General features: G+C 51.1%; 16 protein-coding genes, 2 pseudogenes and 2 riboswitches. Of the genes and pseudogenes, 15 read left to right on the top strand and 3 right to left on the bottom strand.

All coding sequences use genetic code 11. The features are described from left to right. The first annotated feature begins 39 nt into the window (after positions 1-39). A riboswitch (cyclic di-AMP (ydaO/yuaA leader) is annotated at positions 40-179 on the top strand. Positions 180-377: 198 nt separating this feature from the next. Next, a complete protein-coding gene (locus FPL14_RS00995; RefSeq protein WP_182301268.1) occupies positions 378-1562 on the top strand; it encodes a KamA family radical SAM protein in 1185 nt (394 codons plus the stop codon). A gap of 180 nt (positions 1563-1742) precedes the next feature. Beyond that, complete coding sequence (locus tag FPL14_RS00990) at positions 1743-3233, top strand: PQQ-binding-like beta-propeller repeat protein (protein WP_182301267.1); 1491 nt, start codon at positions 1743-1745, stop codon at positions 3231-3233. Here FPL14_RS00990 and FPL14_RS00985 read toward each other — a convergent pair. Both FPL14_RS00985 and FPL14_RS00980 read right to left on the bottom strand, forming a co-directional pair. Beyond that, complete coding sequence (locus FPL14_RS00985; RefSeq protein WP_182301266.1) at positions 3212-3961, bottom strand: hypothetical protein; 750 nt, start codon at positions 3959-3961, stop codon at positions 3212-3214. The two genes, FPL14_RS00990 and FPL14_RS00985, sit on opposite strands and share 22 nt — an antisense overlap. 23 nt (positions 3962-3984) lie before the next feature. Next, entirely contained in the window at positions 3985-4413 is a 429-nt protein-coding gene (locus tag FPL14_RS00980; RefSeq protein WP_182301265.1) for a hypothetical protein, read from the bottom strand. Positions 4414-4541: 128 nt separating this feature from the next. Here FPL14_RS00980 and FPL14_RS00975 point away from each other — a divergent pair. The 11 genes and pseudogenes from FPL14_RS00975 to FPL14_RS00925 form a co-directional block, all read left to right on the top strand. Then, positions 4542-4718: pseudogene (locus FPL14_RS00975) on the top strand (small acid-soluble spore protein H); the annotation flags it as partial. A gap of 90 nt (positions 4719-4808) precedes the next feature. Next, a pseudogene (locus FPL14_RS29700) lies at positions 4809-5555 on the top strand (VanW family protein); the annotation flags it as partial. 255 nt (positions 5556-5810) lie between these two features. Further along, a complete protein-coding gene (locus FPL14_RS00965; protein WP_182301263.1) occupies positions 5811-6629 on the top strand; it encodes a DUF2935 domain-containing protein in 819 nt (272 codons plus the stop codon). A 154-nt stretch (positions 6630-6783) separates the two neighbouring features. Next, the gene (locus FPL14_RS00960) at positions 6784-8451 is read left to right on the top strand and encodes a GAF domain-containing sensor histidine kinase (RefSeq protein WP_182301262.1); all 1668 of its coding nucleotides are present in this window, start codon (positions 6784-6786) and stop codon (positions 8449-8451) included. Then, positions 8448-9107 carry a response regulator gene (locus FPL14_RS00955; RefSeq protein ID WP_182301261.1) on the top strand — a complete coding sequence of 220 codons (660 nt, stop codon included), beginning with the start codon at positions 8448-8450 and terminating at the stop codon, positions 9105-9107. The genes FPL14_RS00960 and FPL14_RS00955 overlap by 4 nt, the downstream gene beginning before the upstream one ends. 171 nt (positions 9108-9278) lie before the next feature. Beyond that, positions 9279-9905 (top strand): FMN-dependent NADH-azoreductase, encoded by a 627-nt coding sequence (locus FPL14_RS00950; protein WP_182301260.1) that lies wholly within the window; start codon positions 9279-9281, stop codon positions 9903-9905. 144 nt (positions 9906-10049) lie between these two features. Then, positions 10050-11966 carry a YhgE/Pip domain-containing protein gene (locus FPL14_RS00945; RefSeq protein ID WP_182301259.1) on the top strand — a complete coding sequence of 639 codons (1917 nt, stop codon included), beginning with the start codon at positions 10050-10052 and terminating at the stop codon, positions 11964-11966. Further along, positions 11963-12235, top strand: coding sequence for an ABC transporter permease (locus tag FPL14_RS00940; protein ID WP_229263925.1), 273 nt, complete (start codon positions 11963-11965; stop codon positions 12233-12235). Before FPL14_RS00945 ends, FPL14_RS00940 begins: the two co-directional genes overlap by 4 nt. A gap of 179 nt (positions 12236-12414) precedes the next feature. Beyond that, the gene (locus tag FPL14_RS00935; protein ID WP_324617858.1) at positions 12415-13302 is read left to right on the top strand and encodes a DMT family transporter; all 888 of its coding nucleotides are present in this window, start codon (positions 12415-12417) and stop codon (positions 13300-13302) included. 103 nt (positions 13303-13405) lie between these two features. Next, on the top strand, positions 13406-13816 hold the full coding sequence (locus FPL14_RS00930; protein WP_182301257.1) for a DUF2203 domain-containing protein: 411 nt from the start codon (positions 13406-13408) through the stop codon (positions 13814-13816). 92 nt (positions 13817-13908) lie between these two features. After that, positions 13909-14008, top strand: a riboswitch (purine riboswitch). Positions 14009-14083: 75 nt separating this feature from the next. Then, positions 14084-15016 (top strand): EamA family transporter, encoded by a 933-nt coding sequence (locus FPL14_RS00925; RefSeq protein WP_182301256.1) that lies wholly within the window; start codon positions 14084-14086, stop codon positions 15014-15016. Here the strand turns inward: FPL14_RS00925 and FPL14_RS00920 are convergent. Then, a complete protein-coding gene (locus FPL14_RS00920; protein WP_182301255.1) occupies positions 15003-16676 on the bottom strand; it encodes a ribonuclease J in 1674 nt (557 codons plus the stop codon). The genes FPL14_RS00925 and FPL14_RS00920 overlap by 14 nt on opposite strands. Before the next feature lie 191 nt (positions 16677-16867). On the opposite strand from FPL14_RS00920, the gene FPL14_RS00915 reads away from it, so the two are divergent. Next, positions 16868-17581, top strand: coding sequence for a hypothetical protein (locus FPL14_RS00915; protein ID WP_182301254.1), 714 nt, complete (start codon positions 16868-16870; stop codon positions 17579-17581). Positions 17582-17776: 195 nt separating this feature from the next. Then, the gene (locus FPL14_RS00910; RefSeq protein WP_182303788.1) at positions 17777-18547 is read left to right on the top strand and encodes an undecaprenyl-diphosphate phosphatase; all 771 of its coding nucleotides are present in this window, start codon (positions 17777-17779) and stop codon (positions 18545-18547) included. Positions 18548-18566: the final 19 nt, after the last annotated feature.

The raw sequence follows: 18566 nt of genomic DNA, 5'->3' as shown, positions 1-18566 counted from the left end.
AGTTATCCACGTATTGACATCTCTTCCTGAGTAAACTATAGTAACCCTAAGCTTAGTTTCCGGTTTAGACCGGAGAGCGGGGGAACCACTTTTCAGGGGCGAATCATTCCATGCGAATGTAGGGAACCATCTATCCCGAGTCCGTCAGCTAACCTCGTCGGCGTTGGATGGGTCGGACTGTCATGCGCAGATAAACTGCTCATTCTTTTGACCCGAACAAGGGTCTTTTTTGTTTTCTTCGGGCCCTGCATACAGAAGGGATGGTCTTCTGTGTTGTCGGGTCTATTTACTATGGAACGAGAGGGGGAGTAGCTGGGGTTTGGAATGGATTCGTTCTCGAATTCGACTGAATATACCTTGAGGAGGAATAAACCAATATGTCGCAACCCAAGTATATTACCGATATCGGAAAAATCACTCGCATCCCCGAGCAGCAACGTGAGAAGCTGAAACAAATTACTCAGAAGTTCGTATTCCGCGTGAATGAGTACTACTTGAACTTGATCGATTGGAACGATCCTGACGATCCGATCCGCAAGCTCGTTATCCCGAACGAGGGAGAGTTGCAGGAATACGGAAGATGGGACGCTTCGGACGAAGATACGAACTACGTCGTGAAGGGCTGTCAGCACAAGTACAAATCTACGGCTTTATTAATCGTCTCTGAAGTTTGCGGCGCCTATTGCCGGTATTGCTTTCGCAAACGATTGTTCCGCAACGACGTCAAGGAAGCGACCTCGGATATCGAGCCGGGCCTGCAATACATCGCGGAGCATCCGGAAATCAGCAACGTATTGCTGACCGGAGGAGATAGCTTGATTCTCGCCACCGCTAAACTGCGCGCGATTCTGCATAGATTAAGAGAGATCGAACACGTGCAAATTATCCGGCTAGGCTCCAAAATACCGGTATTCAATCCTATGCGCATCTACGAAGACGAGCAGTTGCTCGAGGCGATTCGCGAGTTTTCCAGCGCCAAGAAAAGAATCTACGTCATGGCCCATATTAATCATCCTAGAGAGATTACGCCGGAAGCCGTCCGCGGGTTTCAAGCGTTGCATGACGCGGGGGCGATCGTCGTTAATCAAACCCCGGTTTTGCGAGGAATCAACGACGATCCTCAAGTTCTCGGAGAGCTGCTCGATAAGCTGTCGTGGGCGGGAGTAACGCCTTATTATTTCTTCATTAACAGGCCGGTCGCCGGCAACGGCGACTTTGTCCTGCCTCTAGCCAAAGTATACGACATCGTCGAGAAAGCCAAAGCCCGGACATCCGGCTTGGGCAAACGCGTTCGCTTATCGATGAGCCATACGTCGGGCAAGATCGAAATTCTCGCCGTCGAGAACGGAAAGGCTTATTTGAAATATCATCAATCGCGTGACGGACATTATGGCAGGTTCATGATGCTCGATTGTCCGGAAGAGGCCGCATGGTTCGACGATCTGCCCGGCAACGAGAAATATTGGAAGAAACCGGCGAAAAAGTCGGATGCCGTTGTTTCCGTCAATGAAATGCCGGATCATCCGCAACCGAGATCGAGTAAAACGACAGTGCTTAAATAACGAAACCACGTGACACCGAATACCGCCGCGAGGCGGTATTTTTCATTTTGTTCCCCGATCCGATCGAATGTCGTCCAATGCGACAAATCCTCCCGTATTACTCCCTGACCGTTTGACAAGCTTTTCGATAGAGGGGGGGTACAATCTATTTATTCGAACCGTTGGAGGGAATAAATAGAGATGTCCCGTGGAAAAAAGACTTTCATCCTAACCTTAATCCTCGTTTGTTTGTACCAAGGAATCGCGCTTGCCGGAAGTCAATACTCCTCGCAATGGAGCGTAAAACCTCAGCTGTCGCAAAAGTTCCCGGCGAAATATACCGAAGTGGAAGGAATATTGACCTTCCGGGGAAATCAACAGCGCAGCGCGCCGTCATACGGGACGACGGACATGAAGCTATTCCGTCCGAAGATCGCATGGGAGAAAAAAACGAAGTCGAGCTCATGGGGCGGCGGAGCCGGATGGACCGGACAGCCCGCGATCGTGAAGTGGTCGCCGGAAGTGCTCAAGACGATGAACGTGAAGGCGAAGTTTCTGGCGCAGCCCGGTTTCACCGAAGTCATCTACGCCTCGCTTGACGGATACGTCTATTTCATGGAGCTCGAGACGGGCGAGGAGACGCGCAGTCCGATCAAGATCGGCAATCCGATTAAAGGAAGCGTCTCCGTGGACGCGCGCGGGTATCCGCTGCTCTATGTCGGTGAAGGAATTCCGGAGAACGGAACGATCGGCTTCAATTTGTTCAGCTTAACGGATCAAAAGCGATTGCTTCGCGTGTCGGGCAAGGATCCTTTCGCATATCGTTCCTGGGGCGCCTTCGACAGCTCGGCGATGTTTAACCGGGAGGACGATACGCTTATCGTCGGAGGGGAAAACGGACTAGTCTATCATCTTAAACTGAATACGGTATTTAATCCCGCACGCAAAACGATAACGATCGATCCGATCATTAGCAAGTATCGTTATAAGATTGCCGGAAATGCCTATCAAGGAATCGAAAATTCGCTTGCCATCCACGAGAACCTCGCTTTTTTCGCGGATAACGGAGGCAGCTTGCAGGCTTTGAACTTAAATACCTATACGTCGGAGTGGTCGCTCCCGCCCGTTGACGACACCGATGCCACGATCGTACTGGAGACGGAAGGCGGCGTGCCTTTCCTGTATACCGGTACCGAAGTGGATAAGCAAGGACGGTCCGGCCAATCTTATATCCGCAAAATCAACGGGTTGACAGGCGCGGTCGTGTGGCAAAACGAATATAAGAGCTTCTCCGTTCTCGGAGAACATCCGATCAACGGCGGTCTGCTCGCAACCCCGGTCGTGGGCAAGCATGAAATAGCCAACCTCGTTATCTTTACCATCGCGAGATACGACACCTTCAACGGAGGGTTGATGGTTGCGCTGGACAAAACGACGGGGAAGGAAGCATGGAGACTTCCGATGAAAAACTATGCATGGTCGTCTCCGGTAGACGTATACGATCAAGCGGGCAGAGCCTATTTGATTCAAGCGAATTCCGTCGGCCAAATTTCCGTTATCAGAGCAAGCAACGGCCAAGTGGCGGGAAGTTTGAATATCGGCACGAATATCGAGTCGTCTCCGGCGGTATTCAACAATTACGCCGTTGTCGCCTCCCGCGGAGGGAAAATTTACGGGATTAAGCTGGAATGATTACCTGAAGTCCCGGCAGCGACAATGTCTGCGATCTTCCATGGGGCTTGCGGGTTATCCCTCTTGAAGATGAACGAGTAATGAGTATTCCGATCGCCGCGTCCGCTTGTTTGTTGCTTGATCGGCAAGCGGATCTCCGTTGATACGTCGCCATCCTCCATGTTCGGATTGAGGGAAGACGATCCGTCTTTATTGTTCCTTAGACGAACTTGGATAGACTTCAGCGAAGATAACTCATCGATGAAATAGGCCGAGCGTTCCGGCGGCATCCATTCCGAGAGCTGGCGAACCATGTCGGCATCTTGCTGGTTCATCGCTTCGACGAAACTTAATGCCAGGAGCAGCGGAGTAGCGGACTTGAAGTAGGTTTCCAATTGACCGGCGGCTTTGTGCACCATTAACTGGTGCGCCGGGTCGGGAACCTCTGACCTATGGGAAGTGCTATTCCGAAAGTGGACGCAAAAATGGCCGGAAAAGCCGTTATCCGGGATACCGTCTCCTCCGTGGGGCATGCCGTTCATCGATGCCGCGATGCGATTCGGACCGGATTGGACAAGGACGGCTTTCCGTTTCCAGCTCCACTTGCCGCCATAGATCTGATGCATGATTTTAGAATCTTCTTTCGTGATCGGCTGAACGTCCGCATGACTGCTGCCCGCTCGGCGCTGAACGCGGAAAGAAAGTCCGGTTTCCAAGTCGGTCAGAGTGAATATGCTTTTGCGCTTCACGATTTGGCGAGCATCTTCCCAAGCTAATAATCGTCCGTAATGATTGCTTCGTATAGCTTCCGCATACTGTTTGAACCGTTGGGCAGCGGAAGAGGGGAGAACCAGCTTGCGCGCCATTGATCCGTCGGACGACGTTCCCACAAAAAACCGGATCGATCCACCCGAAACTTAGATTGCCGTTGCCCTTGATCCAGAGCAACTTCTATATCCGAGTACAAGGAAGCCCCTTCGGCGGCTTCCTTCTTGGCGTTCAATACTTGATTCGCCAACTTGGGATTAACGATCACAAGCGTGCTGTATAAGCTGGAAGCCGAGCTTGATTGTACGCTAATCGTGATTTTGCCTGCGGCAGATTGTTTAGCGGCAGCGGCCGAGAGGTTGCCATGGTCAAGAAATATGGATATAAACGCGATTACAACAAGCACAACCGTACTTCCGATCCTTCGGGCCATCTCATTCCCTCCAATCCCTTTATTTTATTCTGGGCAACGGGACAAATAATTATGTAAGGAAATGGGGGACATTAGGAGGGAACGCGGAATATCCGCCGCAACTATTCTATAATTGGAGGAATGTACCGATGAACAAGCAAAGAGCAGCCGAGATTGCTTCGTCACCCGTAATGGCTAACGTGACTTTCGGAGACAACCCGGTCTACATTCAACATGTGGACGAAGAGAACGATACGGCCAGAATTTATCCGTTAGCTCATCCCGAGCAAGAGCAAGAAGTGCCGATAGACATGCTTATGGAACATGAGCCAGCGCAATTCGAAGCAAATACGCCTATCGCCTGTCCGAACAAATAGGCCGCACGGGGGGTAACCGGTTTGGCGTTCCATTGGATCATGGGCGTACTGCTGCTCTTGCAACAAGCGGATCTTCCGGATCGCTTAATCGTAGGAGAGCGAGACCAGCCCATCACGAATATCAAACGTTCCGAATTAATCCTTCCCTATCAAAGCTTGCCGGTCGTCAACGAAGACAAGCTGCACAAGCTTACGGAAGAAGTACGCAGGAAAGTGTACCGAGCGCCCGTTAACGCAGGCCTGGATGACGGGGGCAAGATCATTCCGGAGCAAATGGGAAGCGAACTCGATCGCCGTGCGTTCGTGGATCGGATATTCCGCTTCATCGTAGAGGGCGGCGATTCACGGATTCAGGCGCCGCAACGGTTGATTCATCCGAAGGTGGACAGCGAACTGCTGACCTCCATTAAGGAGAAATTGATCGGACAATATACGACGTACTTTAACTCGAACAATAAGAACCGATCAAACAACATTAGGCTTGCCGCCCAAGCCATTAACAATCAATACGTGTTTCCCGGGGAGTCTTTCTCCTTCAATCAGGTCGTAGGCGAACGATCCGTGCAGAAAGGTTACCAGCGGGCGAAAGTCATCGTACGAGGCGAAGTTTCCGAAGGAATCGGCGGAGGCATTTGCCAAATTTCCTCGACCTTATTCAATGCGGCCGATCGCGCGGGACTTCAGATCGTTCAACGCTATTCGCACAGCAGAAGCGTCCCTTACGTTCCGCCCGGACGCGATGCGACGGTGAGCTGGTACGGCCCGGATTTCGTCTTTCAGAACAAGTACGAATATCCCGTGTTGATTAGAGCCGTCGTCTATGGAGGTCAAATTACCATTACGTTGTTTTCGTCGGACGAAATTAAGAACAAGCCGCGCGCGTTCCGAGCGCATCGAAACGGCTGCCGGAAGAAGTCCCCTCCGATCAAGATGTACACCTTGTCGAGCCATAATCCGAATTGGACAGTCAATGGGCATACACCCATCGTCAACCTCGCGCATAGGCTGTGTCGAAGAAGATTCGACGAGAGGGGAATCGTTGTGTCCATTGAATTCGTGGCAAGGTCGTTGGATGAAGTCAGATTTTGGTCGCGCATTATGAAGGAGCATTCTTTGTTCTTGAAGCTAGGGTTCCGATGCGAAGATACGCAATTAATCAATGAGGCTAATCAATTCTACGCCTTATTCGAGGGCATTGAGAACAGAGCGAACGCGTTCTCGACGGAAACCGATCCTCGGACGATCCAACGGTTTAACGCAGAGGTTCATAACGCAGCCTCCCACATTTGGGCATTCAAACGCAAAGTGCTGGGATTGATTTTGCGCTGCCAGCTTCCCGGAGCGAACAACTTTCCGTTACTGGTCGATCACACGAGCAGGGAAGCCTTTTATTTCAGGAACCGATTAGAGGAACTGAATGCCGGGAAGTTGGAGCCGTTGCCCGATGCGATCATCCATGAGAACGTGTTTTTTCTGCGAATTATGGCTGATCACGCCAAGTTCATCAGTCATCTCCTCGATCCGTCCGAGCGGCAGCTCGTCGAGCAAGCGAGGAATTTCAGCCACGACTTCGACCAATTGCTCTTCCAAGCCAAGGATTTGGAAAGCATGAGCCCTCAATCCCAGACGGTGCCGCTGCTGGATCAATTTCTGGATGAGAACAGAGTGTCGGTTAAATCGTTGCGAGACTTTAAGAAAACCGCCCGTGATTTGATAAGCGCATGCCGAATCAAGAGCATCATTCATCCATTGCTGGCCGATCACGTTTTCCGCGAAGCGGAGAGGTTCCTGTTCATTATCGATATGTTCGAACAGCAATTAACAGGTAATCAAGTGAATGTAGAGATGCTGCGCCACTAATTGGCGAAGGGCAAATACGTTGAGAATACCCGCCAATCGGATGAGTTATCGCCGAGAAGCGGGTAAACTTGTTGCTATCGGATAAGAAGGGGTTGCTTAAGGAGGGAATGAAGTTCAGAATAATAAGATAGAGCATGGTTAGAGGAGGAGAATAATGCCTCGGGAAATACGCGCCAACGAGCTTCTTGCGCTCAAAGAAATCGCGGAGATGCTGAATACGACGAATGAAATGGATCCGATGCTCGACGATGTCCTGAAGAAGTTGTTGCAGGTTGCCGGTTTTACGACGGGCTGGATCTTTCTCTTCAACGACCAACCGGGCAACCTATGCGCGGCCTCGCGGAACCTGCCTCCGGCTTTGACGGCAGGCAACTATGCGCTGATGCGCGGCGAGGACTGCTCCTGCATCGAGAGCTATCGGCAGAACAAGCTGGATCGCGCTATCAACATTATCGAGTGCAAGCGAATCAACTATGCGATCGCCCATAAGATCGGCGATACGGAAGGAATAACTCATCACGCGACCGTCCCTCTGAAAGCCGGGCATGAGAGTTTCGGGCTTCTTAACGTGGCGGCGGCAGGGAAAGAACGGTTCTCGGAGGACGAGCTGGCTTTGCTGCAGGCGGTCGCGTTGCAGATCGGAACGGCAATCAAGCGGGTCCGTCTCTATCAAGCTCAGGAACAGAATGCAAACCTCTACGCGAAGCTGGGAGACGTCATCCAGCAAATCAACTCGATCCCGGAATCGCACCAGTTCCCCGTCAAAGCCGTGAGGATCATCGGGGATACGTTTAACTGGCCGCACGTTTCCTTATTTAAGTATAACAATGACCAGCTTTCGCTTCATGCCCAATACAAGCACAATCAGGTCGATGAGAAATGGCAAGCATTGGCGATGGATCAAGCGGGTCTTGTTCGTACGGCTTATCTTCAGAATAGATTGATTATCGAATCATGCTCGGAAAAGGAAAGTTGCCGTACGGTTTTCTCCGAGATCGGCATTCCCCCTTACGGCTCGGCGGCGGCAATCCCGCTCCGCAGCCGAGGCCGTCCATACGGCGTATTGCTGATTAGCAGCCCGCATAATAAGCAGTTCGACGAATATCACGAAGATTTCATGTATTCGCTTGGCGACCATTTCACGTTGAGCATCGAGAATCTGCGAATCTATGAACAACGGAGCGAGCTTGCCCTATTGGAGGAGCGGAATCGGATGGCGCGCGATCTTCACGATTCGGTCATTCAGAAAGTGTTCTCTCTTTCTTTTCTGGCGAAGGGAGCTCAATCGATGCTGGCGGGCAGAGAAGCCGTTATCGAGCAATCGTTGCAGGAAATCGGACAGCTGTCGCAGGAAGTTCTGAAGGAAATGAGATCGCTTATCTGGCAGCTTCGGCCGGCCGGATTGGAGAACGGGTTGCTGCCGGCGTTAAAGCAATATGCCCAACGATTGGATTTAACGGTATACGAGCAAGTGGAAGGCGTCATGGAATTGCCGCGCGCGATTGAAGAGGCGTTCTGGCGGATTGGCCAGGAGGCGTTGAACAACGTCAAGAAACACGCGGGTACGAATACGGCTTATGTTCGTTTGTTCAAGTCGGAGAAGGAAACGAGTCTTGAAATCGCGGACCGGGGCAACGGATTCGCGACCGAGAAGAAAATAGGCAAGCTGACCATGGGAATGATGTCCATGCGAGAGAGAGCGGAAGCGCTTGGCGGGGAGATCAAGATTACGAGCGGCAAAGGCAAAGCCACGACCGTCAAAGTGACCATTCCGATTCATATCCTAGAGGAAAAGCGGCAAGAGGAGCAAGATCGACTGTGAAGATCAAATTATTGTTAGCGGATGATCACCAAATCGTACTAAAAGGAATCTCGTTTTTCTTAGGTTTGCAGCCTGATTTCGAAATCGTCGGAGAAGCCCACAACGGGCAAGAGGCGGTAGAATTGGCCGGGAAACTGCAGCCTGACATCGTATTGATGGATTTGAATATGCCCGTTATGGACGGCATCGAGGCAAGCCGGCTAATCTCGGAGCAGCATCCGCAAGTGAAGGTGCTCGTCCTGACGAGCTTCTCGGATCGCAGCCATATCGTTCCGGCACTGCAGACCGGGGCGATCGGTTACATGCTGAAGGAAGTGGAGCCGGACCAATTGGTCGAAGCGATCCGCAGCGCGTATAGAGGCAACATTCAGCTTCATCCCGACATTTCGAACTTGATTTTGTCCCAACTATCGCCGGTTACAAGCGAACTTAGGAAGATGCCGGGCAAGGAAGCGGTCGATTCGCTGACGCCCAGAGAGATGGAAGTATTGGAGCAGCTTACGAAAGGATTAAGCAACAAGGAGATCGCCAGCAGTCTCGTCGTCGCGGAGAAAACGGTAAAAACGCATGTGAGCAGCATTCTTAGCAAACTGAATTTTACCGACCGTACCCAGGCCGCTTTGTTCGCGGTTCAGTTGTTCCAGCCGAAAGATTAAATCCACAAAAGATCTAAGCCTATAGTCTTAAGACTAGTCCTCCGCCTATGGCGGATTTTTTTGTGCGCGGATTTCGGCCTAATTGCCGATGTGATCGCCAATAAAACTGTATATAGTAATGGTAGTTACTTAAAGTTACTAACTTAAATAATAAGGTGGAGGTTTTCCGATATGAGTACTGTACTGTTCGTAAAAGCGAATGACCGCGGCATTGAGCAAGCCGTTAGCGTAAAGCTGTATCAAGCGTTCTTGGATAGCTACAAGCAAAGCCATCCTGAAGATACGGTTGTTGAGCTGGACCTGTTCCAAGAAACATTGCCTTACTTGAACGCCAACATGATCAACGGCAGCTTCAAAGCAGCCCGCGGTTATGATCTGACTCCGGAAGAACAAGCGGCGGTAGATGTCAAAAGCAAATATCTTGAGCAATTCCTGGCTGCGGACAAAGTCGTGTTCGGATTCCCGCTTTGGAACTTGACGATCCCCGCCGTTCTGCACACGTACATCGATTACATCTATGAAGCGGGCAAAACGTTCAAATACACGACTGAAGGCCCTGTAGGTCTGATTCCGGACAAAAAAATCGCATTGCTTAACGCGCGCGGCGGCGTATATTCCGAAGGTCCTGCAGCGGCTGCGGAAATGTCGTTCAATTATATCCGTAATATTATGTCCTTCTTCGGCGTAACGAACTTCGAGAACATCATCGTCGAAGGCCACAACCAAATGCAGGACAAAGCCGAAGCTATCGTAGCCGAAGGCATTGCCAAAGCCGAAAAAGCCGCAGTAGGATTCTAATTCGGCAGCTTCAACAGTTCATCCTCGATTATCGATCATATGGAAGCCGACGATCGCATTATGCGGTTGTCGGCTTCTTGTGCATACGAAAGCGGGTTATTGTTACATACTACCAGCGACTCGCAATACAATCGGAGGACTGTTATGCGCCCTTTTCAAGTGTTCAAGCAAGCTTTCGGCCATTTTATCCAGCAACCGATGCTGATGGTAACGTTCGTTGCGGTTGCCTTTATACCGATCTTGTACAGCGGATTTTTGATTAAAGGAACTTGGGATCCATACGGTCAGTTGAGCAATCTTCCCGTAGCGATCGTTAACCTCGATCAAGGGGGAACCTTCGAAGGCAAAACGATGACCGTGGGGCAAGATTTCGTAGACGAGCTGAAAGAAAACCATAGCTTCGACTGGCATTTCATAAGCGAGCATGAAGCCTTCGTCGGGATGAAGGGGAATCAATATTATGCGGCGATCACGATTCCCGCTCGGTTTTCCGAAGAAGTGGCGTCTCTATCGAGCGATAACCCCAGACAAGCGGAAATCATCTTCGAATCCAACAGTTACTATAACTTCGTTGCCGGGCAAATTAGCGAGAACGCGACCAAAGAACTGAAGGAGAAGCTGTCGCACAATTTGACGGAGGCATACTCGAGAAGTATTTACTCGCAATTCGAGACTTTATCCAGCGGACTCGGCGACGCAAGCGAAGGAGCGGCCCAACTGAATACGGGGGCTGTCCAAGTACGGGACGGAATAACAAAAGCGTCCGGAAGTTTAGCGGAGCTGGCTAGCGGGGGAGCGCAACTAAATAGCAAGATCGGCTTGTTGGTAGATGGAGCAAGCCGCGTGCGGGACGGAGCTTCCAAAGTCGCCAGCGGGGCTGCCGACTTAACGGCTGGTGCCCGGAAGCTGTCGGACGCCGGCTTGAAGCTGCGGGAAGGGGCAACGCAAGCGGAACAAGCCCCGTCGGCATTGCGTTCGGGGATCCAAGCTTCCAAAGACGGCGCGGATGAATTAACGGCTAGCTTGCAAAGCGCGGCTTCGGGCGCGAATCAGCTTGAAACGGGACTTGAAAGCTCGATCGCTTCCATTGAGCAATTAGCCGCAGGCAGCTCGCAACTATCTTCCGGCCTCAAGAAGCTTATGGACGACAATGCGGAGCTCGCATCGAATGCCCAGTTGAAGCAACTGCTTACCGCAAGCCAAGAGTTGTCCAGCGGAACGAAAGCGCTGCTGAGCGGGCAAAAGAAATTGGCTTCGGGAAGCCGGAGCGTAGCGGCAGGCCAGCAGAAATTGCTAGCGGGAAGCCAAACGTTAAGCGCCGGGCAAAATCGCTTGCTTCAAGGGGTAACGGATCTAGTAAGCGGACAAAAACAGCTATCGGACGGCTTGAAACAATTTAATGCAAGCTTCGCCCAACTGGTGAGCGGCAGCGGTCAATTGGCCCAAGGAGCTAGTCAAGTAAGCGACGGCGCCGGGCAGTTGCATTCCGGATTAAGCCGACTGGGCGGCGGAATCGGCAAAGTAGCCGACGGCGCTTCGCGATTGAACAGCGGAGTTGCTCCGCTAGTCGATGGTTCGGTTAAGCTAGCGGAGGGCTCGCTTGAACTCTCGTCCAAGCTGAACGAAGCCGCGCAGAAAACTTCGGCGATTCAAGCGAACGACCGGATGATCGAGATGCTGGCTCAGCCGGTAACGATACGAACGAATGACGAGCGGAGGGTCATGCTGTACGGGAACGGGATCGCTCCTTACTTTATCTCGATGGCGCTCTTCGCGGGAGCGCTCGTCTTCACGACGATCATTTCCGCCCGCACCACGGTCGTCGACAACGCAAAAGGCTTTCCTCTATTTATCAGCAAAACCTTAACGTTCGGGCTGATCAGTCTTGCCCAGTCTCTTATAGCCGTAACCGTTCTTGTGTATGTTCTCGGCCTGAAGGTTCAGAGCATCCCTTTGTTTTACGCGTATACCGTGATCGTCGGATTCACTTTCATGTTTATCGTGCAGGCGATGGTGACCTGGCTGGACTTGCCCGGGCGTTCGTCGTCCTGTTGCTCATGATCTTCCAGCTCGCGTCGAGCGCGGGAACGTTCCCGTTAGAGCTGCTTCCCGGCTGGGCTAAGGCGATGAATCCCTGGTTGCCGATGACTTACAGCATTCGCGGGTTCAGGGACGTTATCAACAGCGGCGATTATGACGAAATGTGGAATCAAGCCTCATATTTGGCCGTATACATGATCGTATTTTTGTTGCTGACCTTTCTCTATTTCGCGATTAGGAATAAGGAGAAAAAACAATCCGACGAACAATCGTTGCCGGTTAAGTTCTAACGTCAAGAAGATCTTCGCTAGAGCGAAGATCTTCTTGACGTTATGCTCGGCTTGCCGAGAGGGTATAAAAAAAAGTGATAGCAGGCATTTAAAACAATCATTATACATCCAGTGCCGCCTCATATACACTTAAGCTAGTCCAAACTCAACTTGCCGGTCATCGTCGGAGGGCAACATTCATGAGCAAATTCAAATTTATCATTCTCGTCATAGTGACGACTTTCTTAATGGGGATCGCATTTCCGGTCGGCAAAATCGGCTTGGACTATGCTCCTCCATTTTTGTTAATGGGATTGAGGTTCGTTATAGCGGGAAGCTTGCTTGCGCTGATCGTCGCCAAAAAAGCTCGTCCTGCGGGCGCGAAGCAATGGCTCCAAGTGGCCGCGATCGGATTGCTGCAATCGACCGGCGTCATGGGATGCAGCTACTACAGCATGCGGTGGATTACGTCCGGGGAATCCTCGATTATGATCTTCACGAATCCGCTGTTAGTCATCATCATGGGAACATTGCTGACCGGCGCCGTGTACCGGGCACGACAGTGGCTTGGCGTTGCGGTAGGTATTCTCGGCGTCGTCATTACATTAGGTTTCCATATGGGACTGCAACCGGGTACGTACATCAGCTTCGCGGGCGCGATCTGTTTTGCCTCTGCAACGTTGCTTATCAAACGCTGGGGTTCTTCATTCGATATGACGGCGATGGCAGCGTATCAAATGATTTTCGGCGGGCTCGCCTTATTCGTCTTAAGCGCGATTTCCGAGCGGCCTCACTTCGAAATGACCGTTATCTCGATAACGTCATTGCTTTGGTTGAGCCTGCTGTGTTCGATCGTTCAATTTTCGCTGTGGTACTACTTGCTCGGCAAAGGGGATCCCGCCAAAACGAGCGCGTTCCTGTTCTTAGTGCCATTGTTCGGCGTGTTCACGAGTTGGCTGCTCCTTGGCGAGACAGTGGTATGGGAAGTATACGCGGGCGGAGCTCTTATCTGCGTCGAATATTCCTCGTCAACTGGGAAAGCCAGAACAGACCAGCCGACCTGCCGGTCAAAAGCGAACGCGTCTTGAAACAACCCTCTTAAATTAGGTAAAGTTAGGTTAGGGATGATATATTCTTATATAAAGGGCTTCCGGCAAGGAATATTCCGTTTAGGTAAGGAGTAGGTGAGCAATGGGAGACAAATGGTTTACTCTTAGCGAAGCGACGGCTTTACTGCCGCAAATTAAGGCAGAGCTGGCCGCGCTGCAGGAGCTCGTCGACCGGATCGAAGACCAGCATTCCGAGCTTCAGAAAATGAAGCTAAGCCATAAGCAACCGCCGGCTAAGGAAGGCCGAGACGAGTTTTTCGTCGTAGAGAGCCGGATCGATTTCATGCGCATGGAAGCGGAGATGCTCATTAAGAATTTCGCGCGCAAAGGCGTCCAATTGAAGATGATCAGTCCGGGCCTCGTCGACTTTCCCGCCCGATTGGACGGGGAAGAAGTTTTGCTGTGCTGGAGGGAAGGCGAGGAGACGATCACCCATTATCATGGTTGGAACGATGGTTTCATGGGACGTAAATGTCTTCCGGAAGACCATTAAACGTTTGATCGTCATTGTCCAAGTTCCGCGTTAACGGGATTGACAATCGCTGCAATGCGCAGTATGATTCAACGAGTTGCTTTGCGATATGTCTTTCATAAATTTCAATCATTCGTATAACCTCACGAAATCAGGGTGGGGGTTTCTACGGGAAGCCTTAACTTCCTTGCTACGGATAGGGGATCTTGTTCGCATCTTCCCTTGTTCTTGGCAGGAAGTTTTTTTGTTTTCTATTAGTTAGCGCTGGGCAAGGAGGCCTCATTTATTATGAAATATAGGTTGTCCGTTCTGTTAGGAGCGATCAGTTACGGTATTTTATCGACGATCGTCGTTAAGGCATACGGGGAAGGATATAAACTGGGAGAAGTAGTCGGAAGTCAGTTGTTGGTCGGGTTTATCCTCGCTTGGGGATTAGCGTTGATTATGCGCGTACGGCAAAAGAACGGGAGACGAACGGCTGCCGGGCTGCAAAGCGATAAAGCCGGGGCTAGGCTGACATGGAAACAGCGTCTGATCTTGATGGCTGCGGGAACTCCCTCTTCCGTTACAGGGTTGCTCTATTACGAATCCCTTCGCTACATTCCGAATTCGCTGGCGATTCTGTTATTGTTTCAATTTACGTGGATGGGCGTATTGCTCCATGCGATTATTCATCGTCGACGTCCTAACGGATTAATGGTCCTTACGCTGGTTGTTCTGTTAGGCGGAACTTTGCTGGCGGCTGGAATCTTAGAGCAGGGGATAGCAAGATTCAACTGGATTGGCGTAGCGTTCGGAATATCTGCTGCCGTCAGTTACTCCTTGTTCATCTGGTTGAGCGGGAAGGCAGTTCCGTCCGTTCCTCCATCTTCCCGCAGCGCTTGGATGATCACGGGCGGAATGCTGCTCGTGTTTGTTCTGTTCCCTCCGCATTTCCTGATCAATGGACAGCTATGGAGCGAACTGCTCTTATTCGGAGGATTGCTCGGATTGTTCGGAGCCTTCTTGCCTCCGGTACTGTTCGCGATCGGCGTTCCTCATATCGGGGAAGGATTGACCGGAATACTCGGCGCATCGGAGCTGCCCGTTGCCGTGTTCTTATCGGCAATCGTTCTCCACGAACACGTTAGCGTTCTGCAGTGGGCAGGCGTTATGCTCGTTATGCTGGGCGTGGCGCTTCCGGAGCTGTTGAGACGCATTCGACCGCTTAAATTTGAATAATGATCGGCAAAATCATCGGCCGCCGCTTCGTATGGGTGAAGACGAACTTGCCGATCGATTCTTTGATCGTTTGTTTATATATGTTCCATTGGTTAACGTTGTCCGCAAGCAATTTCTCAACGGCGGCTACCGTCATGCGGTTGACTTCCTCGATCAGCCCTTCCGATTCGCGAACGTAGACGAATCCGCGCGAAATCGTATCCGGCCCGGAAATGATTTTGCCCTCCGCCCGGCTGAGGGTGATGACGATAATCAAGATCCCGTCTTCGGACAAGACTTTGCGGTCGCGCAAGACGATATTGCCGACGTCGCCGATTCCAAGACCGTCCACGAGCGTAATGCCCGTCGGAATTTTACGGGTTTGGACGGCGACTTGGTTCTGGATGTCTACGACGTCGCCGTTTTTGACAATGAACGTATGCCCCGCGCTCACGCCCACGGATTCCGCCAGCAATCGGTGCTGATGCAGCATCCTGAATTCGCCGTGAACGGGAATAAAATATTTCGGCTTCATTAACGTCAGCATCAGCTTTAGCTCTTCTTGGCTCGCATGGCCCGATACATGCATCCCTGTAACGGAGCCCGTCCCGTAGATCACTTTGGCTCCAAGCTCGTATAAGTTGTCCACTATGCGCGCAACGTTGCGTTCATTGCCCGGAATAGGAGTGGCGGCAATGATGACGGTGTCTCCGCGCAAGACTTCGACCTGACGATGATTCGAGCTGGCCAATCGGGACAGGGCGGCCATCGGCTCGCCTTGGCTCCCGGTACAGAGCACGGCGACCTCGTGGGGAGCGTACTGGTTCACCTCCGCGGGTTCAATCAACATCCCGTCCGGAATACGCAAATAACCAAGCTCCGCGGCTACGTTTACGACGTTAACCATGCTTCTGCCTAACAGGGCGATCTTCCGGCGGGTGTGCTCCGCGGCGTCAATCACTTGTTGCAGCCGATGGACGTTGGAGGCGAAGGTGGACAGGAAAATCTTTTGCGTCGCTTTGTTGAAAGCTTCGGCGATATGCTCGCCCACGAGCCGTTCCGACGGGGTAAAGCCCGGACGTTCGGCATTCGTGCTTTCGGAGAGAAGAGCTAGCACGCCTCGCTTGCCGAGATCGGCCATCTTGTGGATGTCGGGATATTGCTCATTCACCGGAGTGAGATCGAATTTGAAATCGCCCGTATGTACGACCGTTCCTTCGGGAGTATCGAAGGCGATTCCGAGGCAATCGGGGATGCTATGGTTCGTGCTGAAGAAACTCAATCTAATCGTTCCCAAGACGATGTGGGAATCCGATTGAATCTGATTTAGCCGCGCTTGGGCGAGCAATCCGTGCTCCCTTAATTTACCTTCGATCAGCCCTAGCGTTAGCCTTGTCGCGTAAATAGGCATGTTCAGTTGTTTAAGGACGTATGGAATGCCTCCGATATGATCCTCATGACCATGCGTGACGACTAACGCCCTGACTTTCGTGTGATTTTCAAGCAAATAGGCGATATCGGGAATGATAACATCTATGCCAAGCAAGCTTTCGTCAGGGAATTTGGAGCCGCAATCGACGACTACTATATCGTCTCCGTATTGAATGACGTACATGTTCTTGCCGATCTCGTTGACGCCGCCAAGGGCCGCGATCGATAATTTCTTGTCCACAGTGCTCAACTACAGAACCCCCAATATCCGAAGAATAAGAGCAGTATTGCCTAGTCCTCCGGGTTTCATCCGAATTCGGGAACTCTTCCAAAAAGCAGGCCGGCTTATCCATTGTTCTCAAGCCTTATCACAGGTACAATGAGAAGAAGCGTTGAAGTAGGTGCACTTCTTTGATTAAGCGGAAATGAGGGGATGTCTATATGAGCAGTATTCAATATTACCCGCCCAAGGGTGAGTACATAACGTTCGAGAACGAAGAAGATTACGGTGAAAAGGGACGAAGCTGGGGACTGTTCGGCAAGACGCCTAAAAAGCAGTTTTTGTACAAGCACGGCTCAAGCCAGAGCCAGGTCGTAATCAAAGGCTATGAAGAGTACCGTAACCTGAACGTACTCGTCGTTGAATTCGAGGATGGCAGCTTATCTTGCATCCACCCTTCGTATTTGAAAGAAATGCAAAGCGGAACCTTCGGCAAAGAAACGATTTCGGACGACTCGGAAGCTGTGGAAGAGGGCGAGACTCCAAGAGCGGAAGCGGAAAAGCCGAAGAAGAAAGCAACAGGAGAGAAGGCGCCCAAAGCCGAAAAAGCTCCGAAAAAACAAGCCGAGAAAAAAGAAAAACTAGAGCTGCCTGTCGATAAAGTGAAGTTTACCGCCAAGGTAAAAGAGTTCACGACGAAGCCGAATCCATTTTCCGACAATGACGACGAGATACTGCTATTGGAAGAAGTCGCGATCGTCGGCGATTCTCCGCTTGCGATCGGCGATGCTTGGTGCGGGTATAGCAACACGCTTAAAGGATTCGAACTTGAGGTCGGGAACGTGCTTACGTTTGAAGGTAAAGTCGTAGACAAGAAATTCAACAAAGAAATTTTGTATAAGGTCAACAATCCGTCCAAAATAACTAAAGCGTAGCGTTTAGGGCTCGTTCTTGGGACGAGCCGTCTTTATGCGCGGCGGGTCACCTTACAAACTTGTAAGGGACAAGCTTCGTTTTGTCATGGAAATCGATGGCTTTCCATATATCGGATTGTCTATAGTAGAGCAAGGAATAAAGAAGCGGAGGTTGCTAGATTGAACGAGTTAAACGAATACATTAAAGCTGTCATTATGGGAATCGTAGAGGGGTTAACCGAATTTCTCCCCGTATCTTCAACGGGCCATATGATCTTAACGGGGCGGTTGCTGGACTTCGAAGGGGATGCGGCGGATACTTTCAAGGTCGTCATCCAGCTAGGGGCGGTACTGGCCGTTCTTGTCTTGTATTGGAGAAGGTTTGTCGGTTTCTTGAATATCACTCCTACTGCACTGAAACGCCCGGGAATCAATATCATCCATGTCATTGTCGCCATGATTCCATTCGTGATTACCGGTTTTACGATACACGGCTACATCAAGGAACGATTATTCGGTCCAACGCCCGTATTAATCGGTCTTGTCGCCGGCGGTATCCTCATGATAGTCGCGGATCGGATTCGAAGGAAAGTCAGCGCGGAGACGATGGACGAGATTTCGTATAAACAGGCGTTCGGTATCGGTCTCTTTCAGTGCTTGGCGGTTTGGCCGGGGTTCTCAAGATCCGGGTCGACGATATCCGGAGGGATGCTGCTCGGAACGAGCCAGAAGGCGGCGGCCGAATTCACGTTTATCGTCTCCGTTCCGATCATGTTCGGCGCTTCCGCATACGATCTCTACAAGAGCAGGGAGTTCCTGACTTCATCCGATATTCCGTTGTTCTTAGTCGGTTTGGCAGCGGCTTTCATCGTCGCCATGATCGCCATCGTTACGTTCTTGAACTTGATTAAAAGATTGAGTTTGTCGTGGTTTGCTTACTATCGGTTCGCGCTCGCCATTATCTTTTTCATTATTTTGTATCTTTAGAACATAGAACAAAAACAAA

It is taken from the genome of Cohnella cholangitidis (genome assembly GCF_014107495.1).
In the GTDB taxonomy this organism is placed as follows: Bacteria; Bacillota; Bacilli; order Paenibacillales; family Paenibacillaceae; genus Cohnella; species Cohnella cholangitidis.
Note: the sequence above shows the minus strand (reverse complement) of the source record. Positions and strands in the feature narration are given on the sequence as shown.

Excerpts from the sequence above, each read along its gene's own strand:
- FPL14_RS00995 (WP_182301268.1), top strand. The coding sequence starts at position 378 with ATGTCGCAACCCAAGTATATTACCGATATCGGAAAAATCACTCGCATC.
- FPL14_RS00940 (WP_229263925.1), top strand. The coding sequence starts at position 11,963 with ATGATCTTCCAGCTCGCGTCGAGCGCGGGAACGTTCCCGTTAGAGCTG.
- FPL14_RS00990 (WP_182301267.1), top strand. The coding sequence starts at position 1,743 with ATGTCCCGTGGAAAAAAGACTTTCATCCTAACCTTAATCCTCGTTTGT.
- FPL14_RS00960 (WP_182301262.1), top strand. The coding sequence starts at position 6,784 with ATGCCTCGGGAAATACGCGCCAACGAGCTTCTTGCGCTCAAAGAAATC.
- FPL14_RS00980 (WP_182301265.1), bottom strand. The coding sequence starts at position 4,413 with ATGGCCCGAAGGATCGGAAGTACGGTTGTGCTTGTTGTAATCGCGTTT.
- FPL14_RS00945 (WP_182301259.1), top strand. The coding sequence starts at position 10,050 with ATGCGCCCTTTTCAAGTGTTCAAGCAAGCTTTCGGCCATTTTATCCAG.
- FPL14_RS00925 (WP_182301256.1), top strand. The coding sequence starts at position 14,084 with ATGAAATATAGGTTGTCCGTTCTGTTAGGAGCGATCAGTTACGGTATT.
- FPL14_RS00915 (WP_182301254.1), top strand. The coding sequence starts at position 16,868 with ATGAGCAGTATTCAATATTACCCGCCCAAGGGTGAGTACATAACGTTC.
- FPL14_RS00930 (WP_182301257.1), top strand. The coding sequence starts at position 13,406 with ATGGGAGACAAATGGTTTACTCTTAGCGAAGCGACGGCTTTACTGCCG.
- FPL14_RS00910 (WP_182303788.1), top strand. The coding sequence starts at position 17,777 with ATGGGAATCGTAGAGGGGTTAACCGAATTTCTCCCCGTATCTTCAACG.
- FPL14_RS00935 (WP_324617858.1), top strand. The coding sequence starts at position 12,415 with ATGAGCAAATTCAAATTTATCATTCTCGTCATAGTGACGACTTTCTTA.
- FPL14_RS00950 (WP_182301260.1), top strand. The coding sequence starts at position 9,279 with ATGAGTACTGTACTGTTCGTAAAAGCGAATGACCGCGGCATTGAGCAA.